The 24,256-nt window shown below is 62.9% G+C and carries 16 protein-coding genes; 13 read left to right on the top strand and 3 right to left on the bottom strand.

All coding sequences use genetic code 11. The features are described 5' to 3' along the window. Positions 1-109: 109 nt before the first annotated feature. The 3 genes from ASC86_RS18895 to ASC86_RS18885 form a co-directional block, all read right to left on the bottom strand. Positions 110-1,078 (bottom strand): alpha/beta hydrolase family protein, encoded by a 969-nt coding sequence (locus ASC86_RS18895; RefSeq protein ID WP_056324725.1) that lies wholly within the window; start codon positions 1,076-1,078, stop codon positions 110-112. Positions 1,079-1,186: 108 nt separating this feature from the next. Continuing rightward, on the bottom strand, positions 1,187-1,588 hold the full coding sequence (locus tag ASC86_RS18890; RefSeq protein ID WP_056324724.1) for a VOC family protein: 402 nt from the start codon (positions 1,586-1,588) through the stop codon (positions 1,187-1,189). Positions 1,589-1,628: 40 nt separating this feature from the next. Beyond that, positions 1,629-2,075: a MarR family winged helix-turn-helix transcriptional regulator gene (locus tag ASC86_RS18885; protein ID WP_056324722.1), complete on the bottom strand. Its 447-nt coding sequence runs from the start codon at positions 2,073-2,075 to the stop codon at positions 1,629-1,631. 73 nt (positions 2,076-2,148) lie between these two features. Here ASC86_RS18885 and ASC86_RS18880 point away from each other — a divergent pair, with 73 nt between their 5' ends. From ASC86_RS18880 to ASC86_RS18820, 13 genes are all read left to right on the top strand, one after another. Continuing rightward, positions 2,149-2,877: a thioredoxin family protein gene (locus ASC86_RS18880; protein WP_056325170.1), complete on the top strand. Its 729-nt coding sequence runs from the start codon at positions 2,149-2,151 to the stop codon at positions 2,875-2,877. A gap of 105 nt (positions 2,878-2,982) precedes the next feature. Continuing rightward, positions 2,983-3,762 (top strand): VOC family protein, encoded by a 780-nt coding sequence (locus ASC86_RS18875; protein ID WP_056324720.1) that lies wholly within the window; start codon positions 2,983-2,985, stop codon positions 3,760-3,762. 178 nt (positions 3,763-3,940) lie between these two features. Continuing rightward, positions 3,941-7,258, top strand: a complete 3,318-nt coding sequence (locus ASC86_RS18870; RefSeq protein WP_056324716.1) for a transglutaminase family protein — start codon at positions 3,941-3,943, stop codon at positions 7,256-7,258. A gap of 2 nt (positions 7,259-7,260) precedes the next feature. Continuing rightward, positions 7,261-9,672, top strand: a complete 2,412-nt coding sequence (locus ASC86_RS18865; RefSeq protein WP_056324714.1) for a circularly permuted type 2 ATP-grasp protein — start codon at positions 7,261-7,263, stop codon at positions 9,670-9,672. A 32-nt stretch (positions 9,673-9,704) separates the two neighbouring features. Further along, positions 9,705-10,583, top strand: coding sequence for a transglutaminase family protein (locus ASC86_RS18860; protein WP_056325167.1), 879 nt, complete (start codon positions 9,705-9,707; stop codon positions 10,581-10,583). Positions 10,584-10,756: 173 nt separating this feature from the next. After that, a complete protein-coding gene (locus tag ASC86_RS18855; protein ID WP_156387113.1) occupies positions 10,757-11,992 on the top strand; it encodes a VWA domain-containing protein in 1,236 nt (411 codons plus the stop codon). 257 nt (positions 11,993-12,249) lie between these two features. Further along, a complete protein-coding gene (locus tag ASC86_RS18850; protein WP_056324708.1) occupies positions 12,250-14,715 on the top strand; it encodes a glycogen/starch/alpha-glucan phosphorylase in 2,466 nt (821 codons plus the stop codon). Next, a complete protein-coding gene (gene glgB, locus ASC86_RS18845) occupies positions 14,712-16,910 on the top strand; it encodes a 1,4-alpha-glucan branching protein GlgB (protein ID WP_056324706.1) in 2,199 nt (732 codons plus the stop codon). Before ASC86_RS18850 ends, glgB begins: the two co-directional genes overlap by 4 nt. A 92-nt stretch (positions 16,911-17,002) precedes the next feature. Continuing rightward, complete coding sequence (gene glgC, locus ASC86_RS18840; RefSeq protein WP_056324703.1) at positions 17,003-18,262, top strand: glucose-1-phosphate adenylyltransferase; 1,260 nt, start codon at positions 17,003-17,005, stop codon at positions 18,260-18,262. 1 nt (position 18,263) lies between these two features. Further along, positions 18,264-19,703 carry a glycogen synthase GlgA gene (gene glgA, locus ASC86_RS18835; RefSeq protein WP_056324701.1) on the top strand — a complete coding sequence of 480 codons (1,440 nt, stop codon included), beginning with the start codon at positions 18,264-18,266 and terminating at the stop codon, positions 19,701-19,703. 4 nt (positions 19,704-19,707) lie between these two features. Continuing rightward, positions 19,708-21,339 carry an alpha-D-glucose phosphate-specific phosphoglucomutase gene (locus ASC86_RS18830; RefSeq protein WP_056324698.1) on the top strand — a complete coding sequence of 544 codons (1,632 nt, stop codon included), beginning with the start codon at positions 19,708-19,710 and terminating at the stop codon, positions 21,337-21,339. A gap of 238 nt (positions 21,340-21,577) precedes the next feature. Continuing rightward, entirely contained in the window at positions 21,578-23,542 is a 1,965-nt protein-coding gene (gene glgX / locus ASC86_RS18825; RefSeq protein WP_056324697.1) for a glycogen debranching protein GlgX, read from the top strand. An 81-nt stretch (positions 23,543-23,623) separates the two neighbouring features. Further along, entirely contained in the window at positions 23,624-24,112 is a 489-nt protein-coding gene (locus ASC86_RS18820) for a MaoC family dehydratase (protein WP_056324694.1), read from the top strand. Positions 24,113-24,256: the final 144 nt, after the last annotated feature.

The raw sequence follows: 24,256 nt of genomic DNA, 5'->3' as shown, positions 1-24,256 counted from the left end.
AAAGGGTATGGTTCGCGTATGAACCGGCAATGAACGGTTTAATTACGGCATTTCGAGTTGAAATACCGATTATATTAGCGTCACAAAAATGTTATACAGCAAAATGGCGTCACTGTTTCGCCACAATATCGCCGGTTGCCCATTGTTTGTCGATAAACTTGAGCACATCGACAATTTCGCTGCGCCACACGCTCCAGTGATGATCGCCATCGGTGAGACGCAGCTCTGCCTTGCGCCCATGGGCCTGCAGCATGTCGTAAAGCGCGATGGCGCCGCGCCATAGGCGGAAACCGTCGTCATCGCCGCAGGTGAGATAGGTTGGCGGCAACGCGCCGCCCTTTTCGATCCGGCGGGCGGCGATGGTGAAGATGTTCTTTTCGTTGAAGACCCGCGCATCGAACGGCGTGCCGAACGAGCCGGAAAAATGGTCGCCCACAGAAGGCAGCACGATGCCAGCCAGAATGGTCTCTGCATTGACCTTGCGGAAGAACATCTCGTCGTAAACGAGCTTCATCTCTGCCGGCGTTTTGGAAAATTCGGTCTCCGGAATGTTGTGCCAGATAGCGCCGGAAAGGCTGGCGACGGAATCGTAAAGTTCCGGGTGGCTGTAGGCGAGACGCAATGCGCCGTAGCCACCCATCGAGAGGCCGGCGATGGCGCGGCCGTCCCTGTCCTTGCGCACCGGCAAAGTCGCCTCGATCTGCTTGCGCAGATCGGCGGTCAACGCCGTTTCGTAGTCGCCGGGACCTCCGGCAACGCGGGAATCGACGTACCAGCTGTTTTGGGCGGCCGGCATGACGACGACCAGCGGCTTGATCGCATGGTCGGCAATCATACGATCGAGCGTCGGCTCGATCTTGCCGAGATCGCGCCAGCTGTTCTGGTTTCCGCCGTGACCGTGGAGGAGATAGAGCACCGGCCAGCCTTCCAGCGGCGGGCGGCCGTCGGGGACATAGACGTTGACCTTGAGGTCGGCGTCCAGGGCGGCACTCTTGAAGGTGGCGTCGCGCAGTTCGCCGGAGAAGGCAAGCGACGGAAGAGCCATCACGAGAGCAAGAAAAAGCGTCAGCCGGAGCATGAGGCGTGCGTCTCCAGGGGTTGCATCCGGGTTCATGCGGAATCTATCGGCACAGCCCCGGCCGATCAAGCACGCCGGGCCTCGCAAGCATCCCTAGATTTCGTGACGTCAGGCGGCGGGCGCCTGCGGCTCCATATGGGCGAGTTCCCAGACGTGACCATCGGGATCGCGGAAGCTGCAACCATACATGAAACCGTAGTCCATCACCGGCCGCCACGGGCTGCCGCCGAGCTCCAGCGCCTTGGCGAGGGTATCATCCACGTCCTTGCGGCTGCCGGCGGAAAGGCAGGTCAGGACTTCCGTGCCCTTGGCGGTATCGCTGACCTCGCCGATCAGGAACGTCTTGAAGCGATCCTCATGCATCAGCATCACGAAGATATTTTCCTCGACGATCATGCAGAGCGTCGTTTCATCGGAATAGTCAGGGTTGAAGCCGAAGCCCAGGCCGGCAAAGAACGCTTTCGAGCGCGCCACGTCCTTGACCGGAAGGTTCACAAAAATCATTCGCATTGGGCAGTTTCCTCCTCGTGTGAGCGTCGTTGTTTTTGGCTCAAGCCAGCGCCAGGAGATCGCCGCGCAGCCGGCCCGGCACGCCTTCGCCCAGGGCTTCATCGACCTCCGCATGCGTCTTCGTCCAGATCGGCATCGCCTGCGCCAGCAGTGCATGGCCGGCAGGCGTCAGCTTCATCCGCCGCTGGCGGCGATCGGCGTGGTCGATGAGGATCGTCAGGAGACCGCGCTTTTCCAGCGGTTTCAAGGCGGCGGTCAGCGTCGTGCGGTCCATGGCGAGCAGATGCGCCACCGGCGCCATCGGCGGCGGCTCCGGCCGGTTGAGCGACATCAAGAGCGAAAACTGGCCATTGGTGAGATCGAGCGGCCTCAGCGCATCGTCGAACTTGCGCGCAAGGGCCCGCGCCGCGCGCTGGACATGCAGGCACAGGCAGGTATCGCGGACACGAAGGGTCGTCTCGAATGGAATCACGATAGGCTTTGACATGACCGGATAATGTTGATATCAACCTATTACGTCAACGGGAACGAAACGTGATTTCTTGGAGGAAGGAACGATGTTGGACAATCCGGTTGTATCGCGCCAGGAATGGCTTGAGGCACGCCGCAGCCTGCTCGCCATGGAAAAGGAAGAAACCCGGCTGCGCGACAAGGTCCGTGCCGGCCGCCAGGCCATGCCCTGGGTGAAGGTCGACAAGGTCTACACATTCGACACTCCCAGCGGAAAAAAGACGCTCGCCGATCTGTTCGAAGGCCGCAGCCAGCTGATGATCTATCATTTCATGTTCGGCCCGGAATGGGATGCCGGCTGCCCCGGCTGCTCCTTCCTTGCCGATCATCTCGGCGGCACCCTGCCTCACCTCAACAACCACGATGTGACGATGATGGTGGTCTCCCGCGCGCCCCTCGACAAGATCGAGGCATACAAGAAGCGCATGGACTGGCATTTCCCCTGGGTGTCGTCCCACGGCAGCGACTTCAATTTCGACTACCACGTCTCCTTCACCAGTGAGCAGCTGGCGAGCGGCAAGGTCTTCTACAATTTCCGCGAAACGCCGAGCGAAGACGCCCATGACGAACTGCCGGGCATGAGCGCCTTCTACAAAGACGAAGACGGCGCGATCTACCACACCTACTCGGACTATGCCCGCGGCGGCGAAGAGATTCTCACCACGCTGATGATCCTCGACCGGGCGCCGAAAGGGCGAAACGAAACCTCGACCCTGAGCTTCGTCAAGCGCCACGACGAATACGAAGAGCCTGCCAAGACGCAGTCCTGCTGCGGCTGAGCGCCGAACAAAGGTCACGAAACAGCGATATTGTCAGGCTGCGGGGCCATTGTCCCGCCGTGCGACGACTTTCTTTTCCCAGAAACCCAAAGCGAGGAGACGGCAATGCAGGACGCGCATGGAACATTCGTCTGGTACGAATTGATGACGACGGATACCAAGGCCGCAAAAGCCTTTTACACGACGGTTGCCGGCTGGACCGCCAAGGATTCCGGCATGCCGGGCATGGACTACACGCTTTTCTGTGCGCCGAACGGCGCCCATGCCGCCGGCCTGATGACCATGCCTCCGGGCGCTTCCGCCATGAATGCCCCGCCGGCCTGGCTCGGCTATATCGCCGTGCGCGATGTCGATGCCTCGGCTGCCGAGGTCACCGCCAATGGCGGCACCGTGCATCGCGCGCCGGATGACATTCCGGGTGTCGGACGCTTCGCCGTGGTGGCCGATCCGCATGGCGGCGTTTTTTCGCTCTTCCGCGGCACGGACGGCGAAGCGCCGCCCACCGCGCCGATGGGCACGCCAGGCTTCTTCGGCTGGAACGAGCTGATGGCTGGCGATCTGGCGAGCGATTTCGCCTTCTACTCCAAGCTGTTCGAGTGGACCAAATTCGATGCCATGGACATGGGTGCGATGGGCGTCTACCAGATTTTCGGCAAGGGCGAGGCCATGTTCGGCGGCATGATGACCAAGCCGGCCGGCACGCCGATGCCGCCCTGGTGGACTTTCTATATCAATGTCGAAGCAATCGACGCGGCGATCGAGCGCGTCAACGCCGCCGGCGGCAAAGTGACGAACGGCCCGATGGAAGTGCCCGGCGGCGCCTGGATTATCCAGGGCATGGACCCGCAGGGCGCGGGCTTTGCCCTGGTGGCGCCAAAACGCTAGGCTTTACCCCGCTTCGCCGGGCGGCAAAAATCCGCCGTCCGGCCAAAGACTATCCCGCCTGCGACAGCTTTCCCGCCGTATTTGCAGCAACCGAAATTCCAGCCTTGCTTTCTCTCCCTGCATTCAACAAAGTCCTGAAATGGGGCGGAAAATCCGCCGATAAGGGACAAGAGGCTGCATGACGATCAAGGCTGCGATCTACCACCTGACCCATTATCAATACGACAAGCCGGTCCGCCTCGGGCCGCAGATCATCAGGCTCAAGCCCGCAGCCCATTCCAAGACGAAGGTCATCAGCCATTCGTTACGCGTTTCGCCCTCCAACCACTTCGTCACCCTGCAGCAGGACCCCTACGGCAACTATCTCGCCCGCTACGTCTTTCCCGATCCCGTCACCGAGCTGAAGATCGAGGTCGATCTCGTCGCCGACATGACGGTCTACAATCCCTTCGATTTCTTCATCGAGGAAGAGGCCGAGACCTGGCCCTTCGACTATGCCGAAGACATCCGCGACGACCTTGATATCTACAGGCAGGTCGAACCGGCAGGCCCCGCCTTGCAGGCCTATCTCGATCAGATCGACCGCACGCCCGAGCGCACCATCGATTTCGTCGTCGGTATCAACATGCGGCTGCAGCAGGCGGTCAATTACGTGATCCGCATGGAGCCCGGCGTGCAGACGCCGGAAGAGACACTGACGCTGGCGCTCGGCTCGTGCCGCGATTCGAGCTGGCTGCTGGTGCAGATCCTGCGCCATCTCGGCTTTGCCGCCCGCTTCGTCTCCGGCTATCTCATCCAGCTCGCACCCGACCTGAAGGCGCTCGACGGCCCGTCCGGCACGGAAGTCGATTTCACCGATCTTCATGCCTGGTGCGAGGTCTACATCCCCGGCGCCGGCTGGGTCGGCCTCGATCCGACTTCCGGGCTGCTGACCGGCGAAAGCCATATCCCGCTCGCCGCCACCCCGCATTACCGCAACGCCGCGCCGATCTCCGGCGGTCTCTATGGCGACGCCAACACGACTTTCGCCTTCGACATGACGGTGTCGCGCGTCGCAGAACATCCGCGCATCACCAAGCCCTTCTCCGACGAGAGCTGGGAGGCGCTGAACGCGCTCGGCGAGCATGTCGACAAGGTGCTGGCCGCCAACGACGTGCGCCTCACCATGGGCGGCGAGCCGACCTTCGTTTCGATCGACGATTTCGAATCCGGCGAATGGAATACCGATGCCGTCGGCCCGACCAAGCGCGACAAGGCCGATCAGCTCATTCGCCGGCTACGCGAACGTTTCGCGCCGGGCGGCTTCCTGCACTACGGTCAGGGCAAGTGGTATCCGGGCGAAAGTCTGCCGCGCTGGACCTTCTCGCTCTACTGGCGCAAGGACGGCAAGCCGATCTGGCGCAACCCCGACCTGATCGCCGCCGAAGGCAGCGATGCGAATGTCGGGCCTGAAGATGCCGAAAAGCTGATGACGGCAATCGCCGTCGAACTCGCCATCGCGTCGGACATGGTGATCCCCGCCTATGAGGACCCGGCGGAATGGATCATCAAGGAAGGCAGCCTGCCGGAGAATGTCGACCCCTCGAATTCCAGGCTGAAGGACCCCGAGGAGCGCAGCCGCATCGCCCGCGTCTTCGAACGCGGCCTGACGGTGCCGACCGGCTATGTCCTGCCCGTCCAGGCATGGAACGCCAAGGCCGATGGCCCGCGCTGGCGCAGCGAAAAATGGCGTACCCGCCGCGGCAAGATCTTCCTCATCCCCGGCGATTCACCCGTTGGCTACCGCATGCCGCTCGGCGCGCTGCCGTTCGTGCCGCCATCGGCATTTCCCTATATCCACCCGGCCGATCCTTCGATCCCGAGAACGCCCTTACCGGACTTCGAGCCGGCCGGTCGATCGATGGCGGAAGCCTCGTTCCAGGCAAGCGAGCCGCAGCAGGACCGCAACGAGCAGGTGCTCGGCGAGATCGGCGGCGCGGTGCGCACCGCCATGAGCGTCGAGCCCCGCGACGGGCGCCTCTGCGTCTTCATGCCGCCGGTCGAGCGCATCGAAGATTATCTCGAGCTGGTCGCTGCGGCCGAGAGTGCTGCCGCGTCGCTCGACCTGCCCGTCCATATCGAGGGCTATGCCCCGCCGCAGGATGAGCGCATCAACGTCATGCGCGTCGCGCCCGATCCCGGCGTCATCGAGGTCAATATCCACCCGGCCTCCCGCTGGGGCGAATGCGTCGACATCACCACCGCGATCTACGAGGAGGCGCGCCTGACACGTCTCGGCGCCGACAAGTTCATGATCGACGGCCGCCACACCGGTACCGGCGGCGGCAACCATGTGGTGGTTGGCGGACAGAACCCCAATGACAGCCCCTTCCTGCGCCGGCCGGACCTGCTGAAGAGCCTCATCCTCCACTGGCAGCGCCACCCGTCGATGTCCTACCTGTTTTCGGGCATGTTCATCGGGCCGACCAGCCAGGCGCCGCGCATCGACGAGGCCCGCCACGACAGCCTCTACGAACTCGAAATCGCCATGGCGCAGGTGCCCGCACCCGGCATGGGCGCGCCGCCCCTGCCCTGGCTCACCGACCGACTGTTCCGCAACCTCTTGACCGACGTCACCGGCAACACCCACCGCTCGGAAATCTGCATCGACAAGCTGTTTTCGCCGGATGGACCGACCGGCCGCCTCGGCCTCGTCGAGTTCCGCGGCTTCGAGATGCCGCCGAATGCCCGCATGAGCCTTGCCCAGCAGCTGCTCGTGCGCGCGCTCATCGCCCGCTACTGGCAGAACCCGGCAGACGGCAGCCTCGTGCGCTGGGGCACCACCCTGCACGACCGCTTCATGCTGCCGCATTACGTCTGGCAGGATTTCCTCGACGTGCTCGCCGACCTGAAGAGCAACGGCTTCGACCTCAGACCCGAATGGTTCGAAGCCCAGCTCGAATTCCGCTTCCCCTTCTGCGGCGAGGTCGAATACGAGGGCGCCAAGCTCGAACTGCGCCAGGCGCTGGAACCGTGGCATGTCATGGGCGAACAGGGCGCGATCGGCGGTACCGTGCGTTATGTCGACAGCTCCGTCGAGCGCCTGCAGGTGAAGCTCGAAACGGCCAATCCCGAACGTTACACCGTCGCCTGCAACGGTCGCGCCGTTCCGCTCAAGGCCGCCGGCACGTCCGGCATGGCGGTGGCCGGCGTGCGCTACAAGGCCTGGCAGCCGGCGTCTGGCCTGCACCCGGTGCTGCCCGTTAACACGCCGCTTACATTCGATATTTATGATAGATGGTCGAAGCGTTCGATCGGCGGCTGCATTTATCACGTTGCCCATCCGGGCGGGCGCAGTTACGACACGTTTCCGGTCAACGGCAACGAGGCGGAAGCCCGCAGACTGGCGCGTTTCGAGCCCTGGGGACACACCCCCGGCGGCTATACCCTCTTGCCCGAGACGACATCGCAGGAGTTTCCGCTGACGCTTGATCTAAGGCGTCCGGCAGGGTTGTAAGAATGGCAAAAAAGCAGACCAGCGAAGCGGCGAAGGCAAGCCGAACTTCGGACGATCCGGTTTTCGGCTATCGGGCCTTGCCCGGCATCGCCGACGAAATGGTCGATATCGACGGCAATGTGCGCCCTGTCTGGCAGCACCTGCTGTCGACCATCGGCCGCATGGACGAGACCGAGCTTGCCAACCGCTTCGCCCGCGCCGACCGCTACCTGCGCGATGCCGGCGTCTTCTACCGCGCCTATGGCAGCAAGGAAAACTCCGAGCGCAACTGGCCGCTCTCGCATATCCCCGTCCTGATTGACGAAAGCGAATGGGACAACCTCAGCAAGGGCCTCATCCAGCGCGCCGACCTCCTGGAAAAGCTGGCCGCCGATCTCTATGGGCCGAACCGGCTGGTCTCGGACGGCGTCCTGCCGCCCTCGCTGATTGCCGCCAATCCGCAATTCCTGCGCCCGATGGTCGGTATCACGCCGGCCGACGGGCATTTCCTGCATTTCTGTTCCTTCGAGATCGGCCGCGGGCCCGACGGCAACTGGTGGGTGCTGTCCGACCGCACCGAAGCTCCCTCCGGCGCCGGCTTCGCGCTGGAAAACCGCGTGGCGACCACCCGCGCCTTTTCCGACCTCTATGCCGAAACCCACGTGCATCGTCTCGCCGGCTTCTTCGGCGCCTTCCGCGACATGCTGCAATCGCGCAAACGCCACCCGGACGACCGCATCGCCGTCCTGACGCCCGGCTTTGCCAACGAAACCTATTTCGAGCACGCCTATATCGCCCGCTATCTCGGCTTCATGCTGCTGGAGGGCGAGGACCTGACGGTGGTCGATGATCGTGTGATGGTGCGCACGGTGGCGGGGCTGAAGCCCGTCGGCGTTCTCTGGCGCCGGCTCGATGCCGCCTTTGCCGATCCGCTGGAACTCAACCAGCGCTCCCATATCGGCACGCCCGGCCTCGTCGAAGCCTTGCGCGCGGGCTCGGTGACGGTCGTCAACGCCATAGGCTCTGGCATGCTGGAAACCCGCGCGCTGCTGGCCTTCATGCCGGTCATCTGCCGCCAACTGCTCGGACAGGACCTCATCCTTCCCTCGATCGCCACTTGGTGGTGCGGTCATGAGCCGGAGCGCGACCATGTCGCCGCCAATATCGAGAAAATGGTCATCGGCCCCGCCTATTCGACGCGTCCGTTCTTCGACGACAACGGCCAGTCCGTGCTCGGTTCGTCCTTGCGCGACACCGCCCAGCATTCCGTCGCCGACTGGCTGAAATCCGACGGCGGCAAGCTCGTCGGCCAGGAGGCCGTGACGCTCTCCACCACGCCGGCCTGGGTCAACGGCAAGCTGACGCCGCGGCCCATGAGCCTGCGCGTCTATGTCGCCCGCACGCCCAACGGCTGGCAGGTGATGCCCGGCGGCTTTGCCCGCATCGGCAACGGCGCGGATGCGGCGGCGATCGCCATGCAGGCGGGCGGCTCGGCCGCCGATGTCTGGATCGTCAGCAACCGGCCGGTGGAGCGTGTCACGCTGCTGCCGCAGGAAAGCGATTTCATCCGCACCATGCCCGGCAGCCTGCCGAGCCGGGCGGCAGACAACCTCTTCTGGCTCGGCCGCTATATCGAGCGGGCGGAAGGGGCGTTGCGCATCCTGCGTGCCTGGAACGGCCGCTTCGCCGAAAGCGCCGACAGCGAAATGCCGCTGCTCAAGAACATCTCGGATTATCTCGCAGCACTCGATATCGACACCAGGCAGGCCGTGCCCGACAGCCTTATCGCCAATATCGACAGCGCGCTCTTCAGCGCCAGCAACATCCGCGACCGCTTCTCCGCCGATGGCTGGCTGGCGCTCAACGACCTCGCCAAGACTGTCCGCAAGTTCCAGGCGACGGTCGAGGTCGGCGACGATGCGACCCATGCGATGACCGTACTGCTGCGCAAGCTCGCGGGCTTCGCCGGCCTCGTGCATGAGAATATGTATCGCTTCACAGGCTGGCGCTTCCTGTCGATCGGCCGCTATCTGGAACGCGGCCTGCACATGACCCGCCTGCTCGGCCATATGTCGGGCGAGGATGCGCCGGACGGCGCATATGACATGCTGCTCGAAATCGGCGACAGCGTCATGACCCACCGCCGCCGCTACAACGTCAACACGGAGGCGCTCACCGTCACCGATCTTTTGGCGCTCGACCCGCTCAACCCGCGCTCGGTGCTTTACCAGCTGAACGAGATCAAGACGGAGGTCGAGCAGTTGCCGAACGCTTTCGGTAACGGCCAGATGTCGTCCTTCTACCGCGAGGCGATGCGCCTGCATGCCGGCCTTGCCGTCATGACGCCGGAGGCGATGAACACGGATGTCTATCGGCGGCTGGAGCAGGAACTCGAGCGCTTTTCCGACATCCTCGCCCAGACCTATCTCGGCTGAGCGGCTTCAACAGAATGCAACAGGCTTCCGGCATGCTCTACGATATCAGCCTCAGGATCACCTATGCCTATGAAGTCCCCGCTTCGGGCGGGCGTCATATCGTGCGCGTGCTGCCCCTGTCGCTGCCGGGCCGGCAGCGGCTGATCGCCGGCACCGTCAATTTCACGCCGTCGCCGGCCGAACGCAGCGATACCGTCGATTTCTTCGCCAATCCCGCCGCCTCGATCGTCTACCGTTCGGCCCATGACCGGCTGGTCATCCGCATGCAGGCGCGCGTGCAGCTCGATGCGCAGCCGCTTAGCGCCGATTTCTCACCGCCGCTTGAAGGGCTCGCCGCAGAGATCGACGAAATCCTGTCGGTCGCGCCGGATGCGCCCCATCATTTCCTCGGCGCAAGCCCGCTGCTGCCCGCCGACCCCACGATTGCGGCCTATGCCGCCTCGATCGACAAGCCCGGCATGAGCGTGCGCCAGATCGCCGAGACGATCTGCGAGCGCATCCACCGCGATTTCACCTATGACGGCAAGGCGACCACCGTCGACACGCCGCCGCACGAAGCCTTCAAGATCAAGCGCGGCGTCTGCCAGGATTTTGCCCATGTGATGATCACGGCGCTGCGCAGCCTCGGCATTCCCGCAGGCTATGTCAGCGGCTTCCTGCGCACCATTCCGCCTCCGGGCAAGGAACGGCTGGAAGGGGCCGATGCCATGCATGCTTGGGTGCGCGTCTGGTGCGGCCGGGCCGGCGGCTGGCTGGAACTCGACCCGACGAACAATATTTTTGCCGGCACCGATCACATCGTCGTCGGCCATGGCCGAGATTACAGCGACGTCGCGCCGGTCATCGGCGTGCTGAAAAGCTACGGTTCCCATGAAACCGAACAGGCCGTCGACGTCATTCCGCTGGAGTGACCCGAAACGGGACCGGCGACCGTCCCTTTTTCGGACAGGCGCGCAGGCCAACAAGCCAGGCTTTCCGGGGCTTTCGGGAAATTGCTTAAAACTTGACCGAAATTGCAAACCCGGCTGAAAGTTTCGGCTGTTAACGTACCCATCATCGGTCATGAAACCCGTAGGTGGGCAAGATGTTGAAGCAATCTAAAATCAGACGTCACGCGGCAGAACTGCTTCGCGATCGGAAGGGCAATTTCGGTATCATGGGGGCGATTGCGCTGCCGGTCGTACTGGTTGCCGCAGGTGTCGCCATCGATGCGACCAATCTTGTCATGGCCAGGAACCATCTGCAGGATGCCTCCGATTCGGCCGCTCTCGCCGCCTCCTCGGCGCTGGTCAACCAGAACATGTCGATCGCCGACGCCAAGCTGCTCGCCGTCAACTACCTCAAGGCCCAGATGTACAACTGGAATGCCGGAAGCGGCCTGACGGACGAAGAGGTAAAGAAGCTGGCCGAAGAGTTCACCTCCAACACGGTGGTCGATATCAAGGAAGTTCCGGGCCTCGGCAACAACAAGAACTATTACGTCGACGTTTCGACCAAGCTTGCGGTCAAGCTCAACCCGATGACCCAGATCACCGGTAACAAGACGGCGAACGTCACCACGCGCAGCAAGGCCGAAGCCTCGACCGAAGCCAAGAACGCGCTGTCGATGTATCTGGTGCTCGACCAGTCCGGCTCGATGGGTGACAACACGGCGACTGCCGATCCGGCTGCCCCCACGAAGCAGGAAAGTTACACCTGCGGCAAGAAGACTTGCTACCGCACCGTGACGAACTATCTCACCAAGATCGCGGCCCTGAAACGTGCGACCGCGGACCTCCTGACGCAGCTCAAGAACGCCGACGTGACGACATCGCTGGTCCGCACCGGTGCCGTCTCCTACAGCTCGAAGATGTTCACGCCGACGAGCTTGGACTGGGGCGAGCAGCACGTCCTGAATTACGTCAACGCGCTTCCGGCCAGCGGCAGCACCGACTCGAGCGCCGCCTTCGCCAAGGCTTATGCCGACATTTCGGCCGCAACGGAAAAGACCGCTCACAAGAACAAGAACGGCCAGGTTCCGACGAAGTACATCGTCTTCATGACCGACGGCGAAAACAACTACTACAACGGCAAATCCAACAGCGACTCCGGAAAGCTTTCCGATGCCGCAACCAAGAAATCCTGCGACGACGCGCGCACCGCAGGCATCCAGGTCTATACTGTTGCCTTCATGGCGCCCGACGCCGGCAAGAAGCTCCTGAGCTACTGCGCAACCGACGCGAGCCACTATTTCTCCGCCGAAGATGCGACCCAGCTGACCGCCGCCTTCAAATATATCGGCGAAAAGGCTTCGCAGCTCTCGGTCCGCCTGACCCAATAAAAAGCCAGGCATCTGCGCCCTTTACAGCCGCCCCGGACCACCGGGGCGGTTTTTCGTTATGGGCCTGAAACGGCTGCGGATATTTTACACCGCCTTCGAAAGCCGCTCCGCTAGAAATTTCATCCCCTTGAAAACATTTATCGCAAGCGCTTCAAAACACTTATTGCAAGCGCTTCGTATCAATGCATAAATCGCTCATATAACCGCTGGCGTCCGCCACTGGCCTCCCAACCCGCGAGAGAAGGATCAATCTTTTCATGGTGAACCGCACGGTCAACGAGGCAATTCCTCATGCCGCACCTCGTGCTTCAACGGCAGACGTGCTGGCGCAGGAAATCATCGAGCGCCTCACATACCGCATCGGCAAAGACCCGAAAGTTGCAAAACCGCACGACTGGCTGACAGCCGCCATTCTTGTCGTGCGCGACCGCATTACCGACAACTGGATGGAATCGACCCGCAAGGCCTATGCCACCGATGCCAAGCGCGTCTATTACCTATCGCTCGAATTCCTCATCGGCCGCCTGATGCGCGATGCCGTCACCAATATCGGCCTGATGGAAGAGCTGCGCGAGGCGCTGGCCACCTTCGGCGTCGATCTCGACATCATCGCCGGCCTGGAGCCTGACGCCGCGCTCGGCAACGGCGGTCTCGGCCGCCTCGCGGCCTGTTTCATGGAAAGCATGGCGACCGTCGATATCCCGGCCTATGGCTACGGTATTCGCTACGTACACGGCCTTTTCCGCCAGCAGATGGCGGACGGTTGGCAGGTGGAACTGCCGGAAACCTGGCTTGCCCACGGCAACCCATGGGAGTTCGAGCGCCGCGAAAGCTCCTATGAAATCGGCTTCGGCGGCCTGGTCGAAACCATCAATATCGACGAGGAAGTGACCCGCTACGTCTGGAAGCCGGCGGAGCGCGTCATCGCCATCGCCTGCGACACCCCGGTCGTCGGCTGGCGCGGCAAGCGCACCAACACCCTGCGTCTCTGGACCGCCCATCCGATCGACCCAATCCTGCTCGACGCCTTCAATGCCGGCGACCACATCGGCGCGCTGCGTGAAAGCAACAAGGCCGAAAGCCTTGCGCGCGTGCTCTATCCGGCCGATGCGACGCCGGCCGGCCAGGAACTGCGCTTGCGCCAGGAGTTCTTCTTCTCCTCGGCCTCGCTGCAGGACATCCTGCGCCGCCACCTGCAGCAATATCCGGATTTCACCTCCCTGCCGGACAAGGTGGCGATCCAGCTCAACGACACCCATCCCGCCGTCTCCGTTTCCGAACTGGTGCGTCTGCTGACCGACGTGCACGGGCTGGATTTCGAGACCGCCTGGGACCTCACCCGCCGCACCTTTGCCTATACCAACCACACGCTTCTGCCCGAGGCACTGGAAACCTGGCCGGTGCCGCTGTTCGAGCGGCTCCTGCCGCGGCATATGCAGATCATCTATGCGATCAACGCCAAGATCCTGCTCGAAGCCCGCAAGGGAAAAGGGTTCAGTGATCAGGAAATCCGCAATATCTCGCTGATCGACGAATCGGGCGAACGCCGGGTGCGCATGGGCAATCTCGCCTTCGTCGGTTCGCACTCGATCAACGGCGTGTCTGCCCTGCACACCGAGCTGATGAAGGAAACGGTGTTTGCCGACCTGCACAAGCTCTATCCGACCCGCATCAACAACAAGACCAACGGCATCACCCCGCGCCGCTGGCTGATGCAGTGCAATCCCGATCTCTTCGGCCTTATTCGCGAAACGATCGGCGATGCGTTCATGGACAATGCCGAGGCGCTGCAGGCGCTCGATGCCTTCGCCGACAACAAGGATTTCCAGGAGAAGTTCGCCGTCATCAAACGGGCGAACAAAGTCAAGCTCGCTCAGCTTGTGCAGGCGCGCATGGGCGTGCGCATCGATCCTTCGGCGATGTTCGATATTCAGATCAAGCGCATCCATGAATACAAGCGTCAGCTCTTGAACATCATCGAGGCGGTAGCGCTCTACGACCAGATCCGCTCGCATCCCGAACTCGACTGGGTACCCCGCGTGAAGCTTTTCGCGGGCAAGGCGGCGCCGAGCTATCACAATGCCAAGCTGATCATCAAACTCGCCAACGACGTCGCCAAGGTCATCAACAACGACCCGGCGGTGCGCGGCCTGCTGAAGATCGTTTTCATTCCCAACTATAACGTCTCGCTCGCCGAGATCATGGTGCCTGCCGCCGACCTGTCGGAACAGATTTCGACCGCCGGCATGGAAGCCTCGGGCACCGGCAACATGAAGTTCGCGCTGAACGGCGCGCTGACCATCGGCACGCTCGACGGCGCGAACGTCGAGATGCGCGACTGGGTCGGGGAAGAAAACATCAAGATCTTCGGCATGACCGCAGAAGAGGTGACGAAGGTGCGTGCCGAGGGCCACAACCCGCGCGCCATCATCGAGCAGTCGAGGGAATTGTCGCAGGCGTTGGCCGCGATTTCCTCCGGTGTGTTCTCACCTGACGACCGCAACCGCTTCACCGGCCTGATCGACGGCATCTACAACCATGACTGGTTCATGGTTGCCGCCGATTTCGATGCCTATGCCAAGGCCCAGCGCGAAATCGACGCGATCTGGACCGATACCGGCAGTTGGTATTCCAAGGCTATTCGCAACACCGCACGGATGGGCTGGTTCTCATCCGATCGCACAATCCGGCAATATGCCGGGGAAATCTGGAGAGCCGGATGAGTTCCAAGCAGAAAGACGCCATGCAGCGCAAACCGGCTGCGGAGGAGATGGCGGCTCTTCTGGCCGGGACCCATGGCAATCCCTTCGCGGTTCTGGGTGTGCATGCGGACGGCAAGGAATTCCTTGCCCGCTGCATCATCCCCGGCGCCGAAACCGTCACCGCGGAAACGCTCTCCGGCAAGGAGATCGGCGCACTGGAAAGGCTGGACGACGCCGGCTTCTTCCAGGGCAAGATTGCCATCCGCAAACAGCAGCCCGTTCGCTACCGCGCCCGCAACGACGGCGGCGAATGGCTGGTCGTCGATCCCTACAGCTTCGGCCCGGTTCTCGGGCCGATGGACGACTACTATATCCGCCAGGGCTCGCATCTGAGGCTCTTCGACAGGATGGGCGCCCATCCGCTTTCCCATGAAGGTGCGGATGGTTTCCACTTCGCCGTCTGGGCGCCGAATGCACAGCGCGTGTCCGTCGTCGGCGATTTCAACGGCTGGGACGGCCGCCGCCACGTCATGCGCCTGCGTCAGGATACCGGCATCTGGGAAATCTTCCTGCCGGGCATCGAGCGGGGCGCGATCTACAAATACGAGATCATCGGCAAGAACGGCGAACTGCTGCCGCTGAAGGCCGACCCCTTCGCCCGCCGCTCGGAACTCAGGCCCAAGAACGCCTCGGTCACCGCAGCCGAAATCGACCAGACCTGGGAAGACGCCGAACACCGCGCCTTCTGGGCCGGTACCGATGCTCGCCGCCAGGCGATCTCAATCTACGAAGTGCATGCCGCCTCCTGGCAGCGGCGCGAAGACGGTGAGATGCTGAGCTGGGACGAGCTGGCCGACCGCCTCATCCCTTACTGCGTCGATATGGGCTTCACCCACATCGAATTCCTGCCGATCTCGGAATATCCCTTCGATCCCTCCTGGGGTTACCAGACGACCGGGCTTTATGCCCCGACGGCCCGCTTCGGCGAGCCCGAAGGTTTTGCCCGCTTCGTCAACGGCGCCCACAAGGTCGGCATCGGCGTCATCCTCGACTGGGTGCCGGCGCATTTCCCGACCGATGCCCACGGGTTGCGCTGGTTCGACGGCACCGCTCTCTATGAGCACGAAGACCCGCGTCAGGGCTACCACCCCGACTGGAACACGGCGATCTACAATTTCGGCCGCGCCGAGGTGTTCTCCTACCTCATCAACAACGCGCTCTACTGGGCGGAGAAATTCCACCTCGACGGCCTGCGCGTCGATGCCGTCGCCTCGATGCTCTATCTCGACTATTCGCGAAAGCATGGCGAGTGGGTACCGAACAAATATGGCGGCAACGAAAACCTCGATGCCGTGCGCTTCCTGCAATCGATGAACCGCGAGGTCTATGGCAGCCATCCCGGCATCCTGACGATCGCCGAGGAATCCACGTCGTGGCCGAAGGTTTCGGCCCCCGTCCATGAAGGCGGCCTGGGTTTCGGCTTCAAGTGGAACATGGGCTTCATGCACGACACGCTGCAATATTTCTCGCGTGAGCCCATCCACCGCAAGCATCACCACAACGACCTGACCTTCGGCCTGCTCTATGCCTTCAGCGAGAATTTCGTGCTGCCGCTTTCCCATGACGAGGTGGTGCACGGCAAGGGCTCGCTGATCGCCAAGATGGCCGGCGACGACTGGCAGAAGTTCGCCAACCTGCGCGCTTACTACAGCTTCATGTGGGCCTATCCCGGCAAGAAACTGCTGTTCATGGGCCAGGAATTCGCGCAGTGGCAAGAGTGGTCGGAAAGCCGCGGCCTCGACTGGAACCTGCTCGAATACCCCCTGCACGAGGGCATGCGGCGGCTGATCCGCGACCTGAACGGCACCTACCGCAATAAGCCGGCGCTGCACGCCCGCGACTGCGAGGGCGACGGTTTCGAATGGCTGATCGCCGACGATCGCGACAACTCGGTCTTTGCCTGGCTGCGCAAGGCGCCGGGCGAAAAACTGATCGCCGTCATCAGCAATTTCACCCCCGTCTATCGCGAAAACTACGCAATACCGCTGCCGGTGGAGGGCAGCTGGCGGGAAATCCTGAACAGCGACGCCGAAATCTACGGCGGATCGGGCAAAGGCAACGGAGGAACGGTCAAGGCGGTCAAGCGTGGCACGGGGGCGATTTCCGCCTCGATCACGCTGCCGCCGCTGGCGACATTGATACTGGAACAGGATTGAGGCCGGCCAAAAGCCGGATGGGGACAGGACGGGGCGGCGCCGGTTTTTGAAGCGCGCCGCCTGAAGGAAAGATTTACCGGGAGGAAAAACCAATGGAAAAGAGATCGCAGCCCCTCGCCCGTGATGCCATGGCTTATGTTCTTGCCGGCGGCCGGGGTAGCCGCCTGAAGGAGCTGACCGACCGGCGCGCCAAGCCGGCCGTGCATTTCGGCGGCAAGGCCCGCATCATCGATTTCGCGCTGTCGAACGCGCTGAACTCCGGTATCCGACGCATCGGCGTCGCCACCCAGTACAAGGCGCATTCGCTGATCCGCCACATGCAGCGCGGCTGGGACTTCTTCCGCCCGGAGCGTAACGAAAGCTTCGATATCCTGCCCGCCTCCCAGCGTGTCTCGGAAACCCAGTGGTACGAAGGCACCGCCGATGCCGTGTTCCAGAACATCGACATCATCGAGGACCACGGCGTCGAATACATGGTCATTCTCGCCGGCGACCATATCTACAAGATGGACTACGAGCTGATGCTGCAGCAGCACGTCGATTCCGGCGCGCAGGTCACCATCGGCTGCCTGGAAGTGCCACGCATGGAAGCAACCGGCTTCGGCGTCATGCATGTCGACGAGAAAGACCAGATCATCGCCTTCGTCGAAAAGCCCGATGATCCGCCGGCCATTCCCGGCAACCCGGACATGGCGCTCGCCTCCATGGGCATCTACGTCTTCCACACCAAGTTCCTGATGGATATCCTGCGCCGCGATGCGGCCGATCCCTCTTCCAGCCGCGACTTCGGCAAGGACATCATCCCTTATATCGTCCAGCACGGCAAAGCCCAGGCGCATCGCTTCACAGCCTCCTGCGTCCGTTCCGATTTCGAGCGCGAGGCCTATTGGCGCGACGTCGGAACCATCGATGCCTATTGGCAGGCGAACGTCGACCTCACCCACGTCACCCCCGAACTCGACATTTACGACAGCTCCTGGCCGATCTGGACCTTCGCGGAAATCAAGCCGCCGGCGAAGTTCGTCCATGACGACGAAAACCGCCGCGGCTCGGCCACATCCTCGCTGGTTTCGGGCGATTGCATCATCTCCGGCGCCTCGCTGAACCGCAGCATGTTGTTTACCGGCGTGCGGGTGAACTCCTATTCGCGACTCGAAAACGCCGTCATCCTGCCGAATGTCCGCATCGGCCGGCATGCGCAGCTCAAGAACGTGGTGATCGACAGCCGCGTCGTCATCCCGGAAGGCCTCGTCGTCGGTGACGATCCCGAATTCGACGCCAAGCGGTTCCGCCGCTCCGAAGGCGGCATCTGCCTGATCACACAGCCTATGATCGACAAGCTGGGTATGTAGGATGCAGGTTCTCTCGGTCGCTTCCGAAGTTTTTCCGCTCGTCAAGACGGGCGGGCTTGCCGATGTGGCGGGCGCCCTGCCGGGGGCGCTTGCCCCCCATGGCGTCCATGTGCGCACGCTGATGCCGGGTTATCCCGCAGTTATGCGCGCGATCGAAGCCCCGCGGATCGTTGGCGGCCTTGCGAACCTTTTTGGCGCACCGGCCTCCATCCTGGCGGTCGAGCATAAGGGGCTGGACCTGCTGGTGCTCGACGCCCCCCATCTCTACGACCGGGACGGCGGCCCCTATGTCGATCGCGCCGGCCGCGATTATCCCGACAATTTCCGCCGCTTCGCCGGCCTTTCGCTGGCGGCGGCCGAAATCGCCGGCGGCAGCCTCATCGACTGGAAACCCGATCTCGTCCACGTGCACGACTGGCAGGCGGCGCTGACCCCCGTCTACATGCGTTTCGGTGCCGCCCACCAGACGCCATCGGTGTTGACCATCCACAATATCGCCTTCCAGGGCCAGTTCGGCCCCGATATCTTCCAGGAACTGGCCCTGCCTCCCGAGGCCTTTTCCGTCAACTATGTCGAATATTACGGTGATGTCGGTTTCCTCAAGGGCGGCCTGCAGACGGCCTGGGCGGTCACCACCGTCAGCCCATCCTACGCGCAGGAAATCCTCACCCCGGAATTCGGCATGGGCCTCGAAGGTCTGCTTGCCTCGCGGCTGTCTTCGCTGTTCGGTATCGTCAACGGCATCGACACCGATGTCTGGAACCCGCAGAAGGACGCCAATCTCAAGGCGACGTACACCGCCTCGAGCCTGAAGAAGCGCGACGCCAACAAGCAGGCCCTTGCCGCCCGCTTCGGCTTCGATCTGACGCCCGGCCCGATCTTCTGCGTCGTCAGCCGCCTGACCTGGCAGAAGGGCATGGACGTGCTGGCCGAGGTGATCGACGACATCGTCGACCACGGCGGCAAGCTTGCCGTTCTCGGCGCCGGCGATCCCGCACTGGAAGCGGCCTTCCTCTCGGCCGCCGCGCGCCATCCCGGCCGCGTCGGCATCGTCATCGGCTATGACGAGCCGCTGTCGCACCTGATGCAGGCAGGCAGCGACGCGATCCTGATCCCGTCCCGCTTCGAGCCCTGCGGCCTCACCCAGCTTTACGGCCTGCGTTATGGCTGCGTGCCGGTGGTGGCGCGCACCGGGGGGCTTGCGGATACCATCGTCGATGCCAACGAGGCTGCCCTCGCTGCCGGCGTCGCGACCGGCTTCCAGTTCTCCTCCGTCACCGCCGATGGGCTGCGGCAGGCGCTCCGGCGGGTCTTCACCCACTATCAGGACACCAAGGCCTGGAACCGCATGCAGGTTCAGGGCATGAAATCCGATGTTTCCTGGAATCTGAGCGCCGCCCGCTACACCGCGCTCTATTCAAGGCTTCTTGCGAAAGGCTGATACCATGACCATCAACACCGTCTCGACCACGCCCTATACCGACCAGAAGCCCGGCACGTCCGGCCTGCGCAAGAAGGTGCCGGTCTTCCAGCAGAAGAACTATGCCGAGAATTTCATCCAGTCGATCTTCGACAGCCTCGACGGCTTCAAGGGTGAAACGCTGGTGATCGGCGGCGACGGCCGCTATTACAACCGCGAAGTCATCCAGCTTGCCATCAAGATGGCGGCGGCCAACGGTTTCGGCCGCGTGCTCGTCGGCCGGGGCGGCATCCTCTCGACACCGGCCGCCTCCAACGTCATCCGCAAGTACAAGGCCTTCGGCGGCATAGTACTGTCGGCCAGCCACAACCCCGGCGGCCCGACCGAGGATTTCGGCATCAAGTACAATATCGGCAATGGCGGCCCGGCCCCGGAAAAGGTCACCGACGCCATCTACGCCCGCACCAAGACCATCGACAGCTACAAGATCGCTGCGGTCGCCGATATCAATCTCGACACCGAAGGCAGCCAGGATATCGAGGGCATGGAAGTCGTGGTGATCGACCCGGTCAGCGACTATGCCCAGTTGATGGAAGAGCTGTTCGATTTCGGCGCGATCCGCCGCCTGCTGTCGAGCGGCTTCCGCATCGTCTTCGACGCGATGAGCGCCGTCACCGGCCCCTATGCCAAGGAAATCCTCGAAAACCGACTGGGCGGCGCCAAGGGTTCGGTGCTGAACTTCATTCCGCTGCCGGACTTCGGCGGCCATCATCCCGATCCGAACCTCGTCCACGCCCGCGCTCTCTATGACGAGATGATGGGCGAGAACGCGCCGGACTTCGGCGCCGCGTCCGATGGCGACGGCGACCGCAACCTGATCATCGGCAAGGGCATCTTCGTCACCCCGTCCGACAGCCTTGCCATGCTGGCCGCCAATGCCCAGCTCGCGCCCGGCTATTCCAAGGGCCTTGCCGGCATCGCCCGCTCGATGCCGACCTCGGCCGCAGCCGACCGCGTGGCGGAAAAGCTCGGCATCGGCATCTACGAGACGCCGACCGGCTGGAAGTTCTTCGGCAACCTGATGGATGCCGGCCTCGTCACAATCTGCGGCGAGGAAAGCGCCGGTACCGGCTCCAACCATGTGCGCGAGAAGGACGGTCTCTGGGCCGTGCTGCTCTGGCTCAACATTCTCGCCGTGCGCCAGGACAGCGTGCAGGAGATCGCCCGCCAGCACTGGATGATCTACGGCCGCAACTACTATTCGCGCCACGACTACGAGGAAGTCGATTCCGCCGCCGCCAACGGCCTGATGGACGCCCTGCGTGCGCAACTCGCCACGCTGCCGGGCAAGAGCTTCGGCGCCCTGAAAGTCGCAACGGCCGACGACTTCTCCTACAACGATCCGGTCGATAAGTCGGTCAGCAACAATCAAGGCATCCGCATCCTGTTCGAGGGCGGCTCGCGCGTGGTCTTCCGCCTCTCCGGCACCGGCACCTCGGGCGCGACGCTGCGCGTCTACATCGAGCGCTACGAGCCCGACGCCGCCCGCCACGACATCGACACGCAGGAGGCACTGGCCGACCTGATCACAGTCGCCGACGAGATCGCCGGCATCAAGACAAGGACCGGCCGCCAGGAACCGAGTGTCATTACCTGAGCCAAGAAGGCGTGGAATACCCCTTCTCCCCGCCCACGGGGAGAAGGTGGCCGAGAGGCCGGATAAGGGGCACGGCTACGACACCAGCGAATGCCGAAACTTCGCCCCCCCGCCTTGACCTCTTCCTCCACACGCGGGGAGACGGGACAATTGAGCGCTTGACGTTGCAACCTCTTGTCCCGACTGCGGAGAGGTCGAAGAGCGTCGCGGCAATGGAAAGACATCACAGGACAACCTCATGTCGAACATCACCTCCCCCTCGCCTCTGGGCGCCGTCATCGGCTCCGAGGGCACGACCTTCTCCGTCTTTTCGGCCACGGCAAGCGGCATCGAGCTTTGCATGTTCGACGGAGAACGGGAGGTGCGCCGCCTGCCGATGCAACGCGGAGAAGACGGCATCCACCGGCTGACGGTTACCGCGCCAGCCGGCACGCGCTATGGCTATCGCGCCTCCGGGCCTTATGCCCCCGATGAAGGCCTGTGGTTCGATCCTGCCAAGCTGCTCGTCGATCCTTACGCCACCGAACTCGACCGCCCCTTCCGCCACGATGCCCGCCTGATCCACTTCGGCGAGGATACGACCGATCTCGTGCCGCGCGCCATCGTCACGGCACCCTCCCATCGCCAGCCGGAACCCGTCCGCTTCACACCCGGCGGCCTTGTCTACGAGGTCGCCGTCAAGCCCTTCACCATGCGCCACCCGGATGTGCCGAAGGAAATCCGCGGCACGGTCGCAGCTCTCGCCCATCCGGCCGTCATCGCCCATCTCAAGCACATCGGCGTTTCCGCCGTGGAACTGATGCCGATCACCGCCTGGATCGACGAACGCCACCTGCCGCCGCTCGGCCTTTCCAACGGCTGGGGCTACAATCCGGTCGCCTTCATGGCGCTCGATCCGCGCCTTGTGCCGGGCGGCGTCCGGGAACTGCGCGAGACCGTCGATGCGCTTCACAAGGAAGGCATCGGCGTCATCCTCGATCTCGTCTTCAACCATTCCGGCGAAAGCGACCGCTGGGGCACGACGCTGTCGATGCGCGGGCTCGACAACCTCACCTACTACCGACATGCCACCGATCGCCCCGGCGACCTCGTCAACGACACCGGCTGCGGCAACACCATCGCCTGCGACAATCCTGTCGTGCGCCGTCTGATCCTCGACAGCCTTCGGCATTTCGTGCTTTCCGCCGGCATCGATGGCTTCCGTTTCGACCTCGGTTCGATCCTCGGCCGCGATAGGGGCGGCTTCAGCCGGGATGCGGCGCTGCTGCAGGAGATGCTGGCCGATCCCATCCTCAAGGACCGCGTGCTGATCGCCGAGCCCTGGGATATCGGACCGGGCGGCTACCAGCTCGGCAATTTCCCGCCGCCCTTCCTCGAATGGAACGACCGCGCCCGCGACGACATCCGCCGCCACTGGCGCGGTGACGAGCGCACGGTCGGTTCGCTGGCGACCGTGCTGGCCGGCTCCTCCGACATCTTCTCCCGCCATGGATCGACGAACACGCGCAGCGTCAATTTCATCGCCGCCCATGACGGCTTCACGCTGATGGACCTCGTTTCCTATGCCGAAAAGCATAACGAAGCGAACGGCGAGCAGAACCGCGACGGCCACAATGAAAACTATTCCTGGAACAACGGCGTCGAGGGCAAGACGGAAGACAAGGAGGTGCTTTCCTGGCGAAAGCGGGATGTGAAAGGCCTGCTCTCCACCCTCTTTGCTACGCGCGGCACCGTGATGCTGACGGCCGGCGATGAAGGCGGGCGCAGCCAGTACGGCAACAACAACGCCTATTGCCAGGATAACGACATCACCTATGTCGACTGGACCACGCTGGACAAGGACCTGATCGATCACACGGCCGCGCTTTCAGCCCTCCGCGCCCGCTTTGCCGCCCTGCGGCAGCAGGCGTTTTTCACCGGCGATGGCGATGTCGAATGGCTGCGCTTCGATGGCATGCCGATGACGACGGGCGACTGGGAAAGTTCCGAGACGGATACTTTGCTGATGATGATTGCGTCAGGGGATGCCGTTCAGAAGAAAAACACCCGGCTTGCCATCGCCATCAACCGCTCCCATGCGCCACACAGGACGGCACTTCAGGCAAGGGACGGTGCCCGCTGGCAGGCACTGCTCGGCACCGAAACGGCAACGCCCGATGCTACGCCCGCCCGAAGTGTCAGTTTTCACGTCGAAATTTATTGATCCTCCCTCTCGCGGCAATTGCCGGATATCCGGTCAACGGCTTATAACAGCGCTGGGGGGAGCCTTTATTTCGGGGAAATCATGCCGCAGGAAATTTCGCTCTCGGATGTCAAAGGTTTGGTCGGCAAGGAGATCGGCGTCTCCGATTGGATCACCGTGACGCAGAAGACCATCGACAGTTTTGCCGATGCGACGGACGATCATCAGTTCATCCATACCGACCCGGTACGCGCCGCGGCCGAAACACCCTTCGGCGGCACCATTGCTCACGGTTTCCTGTCGCTGTCGCTGCTGTCCGCCATGAACTACAATTGCCTGCCCAAGGTGCGCGAGCAGACCATGGGTATCAATTACGGTTTCGACAAAGTGCGGTTCATGACGCCGGTGAAAAGCGGTGCGCGTGTGCGTGGCCGTTTCACCATGGTCGAAGCCCGCTTTCGTGGCGGCGGCATGATCATGGTCACTTACGATGTGACGGTGGAAGTCGAGGGAGAGCGTAAGCCGGCGCTGACGGCAAACTGGCTGACGATCATTCAGTTCGATCCCAAGGATCGGCCGGCGGACGCCTGAGAGAGTTACATGCTCCGTCGTCCCCTCGCCCCGCTTGCGGGGAGAGGGCTAGGGTGAGGGGCAAACTCTTATCCCCGATACTGGAACGGCTTTGGCCCTCATCCGGCCCGTCGGCCACCTTCTCCCCGCGAGCGGGGAGAAGGG

Origin of the sequence: Rhizobium sp. Root1212 (assembly GCF_001424985.1) — a bacterium.
Classification (GTDB): domain Bacteria; phylum Pseudomonadota; class Alphaproteobacteria; order Rhizobiales; family Rhizobiaceae; genus Pararhizobium.
Note: the sequence above shows the minus strand (reverse complement) of the source record. Positions and strands in the feature narration are given on the sequence as shown.

Coding starts and splice junctions, on each gene's coding strand:
- ASC86_RS18895 (WP_056324725.1), bottom strand. CDS start 1,078: ATGCTCCGGCTGACGCTTTTTCTTGCTCTCGTGATGGCTCTTCCGTCG.
- ASC86_RS18890 (WP_056324724.1), bottom strand. CDS start 1,588: ATGCGAATGATTTTTGTGAACCTTCCGGTCAAGGACGTGGCGCGCTCG.
- ASC86_RS18885 (WP_056324722.1), bottom strand. CDS start 2,075: ATGTCAAAGCCTATCGTGATTCCATTCGAGACGACCCTTCGTGTCCGC.
- ASC86_RS18875 (WP_056324720.1), top strand. CDS start 2,983: ATGCAGGACGCGCATGGAACATTCGTCTGGTACGAATTGATGACGACG.
- ASC86_RS18870 (WP_056324716.1), top strand. CDS start 3,941: ATGACGATCAAGGCTGCGATCTACCACCTGACCCATTATCAATACGAC.
- ASC86_RS18865 (WP_056324714.1), top strand. CDS start 7,261: ATGGCAAAAAAGCAGACCAGCGAAGCGGCGAAGGCAAGCCGAACTTCG.
- ASC86_RS18860 (WP_056325167.1), top strand. CDS start 9,705: ATGCTCTACGATATCAGCCTCAGGATCACCTATGCCTATGAAGTCCCC.
- ASC86_RS18855 (WP_156387113.1), top strand. CDS start 10,757: ATGTTGAAGCAATCTAAAATCAGACGTCACGCGGCAGAACTGCTTCGC.
- ASC86_RS18850 (WP_056324708.1), top strand. CDS start 12,250: ATGGTGAACCGCACGGTCAACGAGGCAATTCCTCATGCCGCACCTCGT.
- glgB (WP_056324706.1), top strand. CDS start 14,712: ATGAGTTCCAAGCAGAAAGACGCCATGCAGCGCAAACCGGCTGCGGAG.
- glgC (WP_056324703.1), top strand. CDS start 17,003: ATGGAAAAGAGATCGCAGCCCCTCGCCCGTGATGCCATGGCTTATGTT.
- glgA (WP_056324701.1), top strand. CDS start 18,264: ATGCAGGTTCTCTCGGTCGCTTCCGAAGTTTTTCCGCTCGTCAAGACG.
- ASC86_RS18830 (WP_056324698.1), top strand. CDS start 19,708: ATGACCATCAACACCGTCTCGACCACGCCCTATACCGACCAGAAGCCC.
- glgX (WP_056324697.1), top strand. CDS start 21,578: ATGTCGAACATCACCTCCCCCTCGCCTCTGGGCGCCGTCATCGGCTCC.
- ASC86_RS18820 (WP_056324694.1), top strand. CDS start 23,624: ATGCCGCAGGAAATTTCGCTCTCGGATGTCAAAGGTTTGGTCGGCAAG.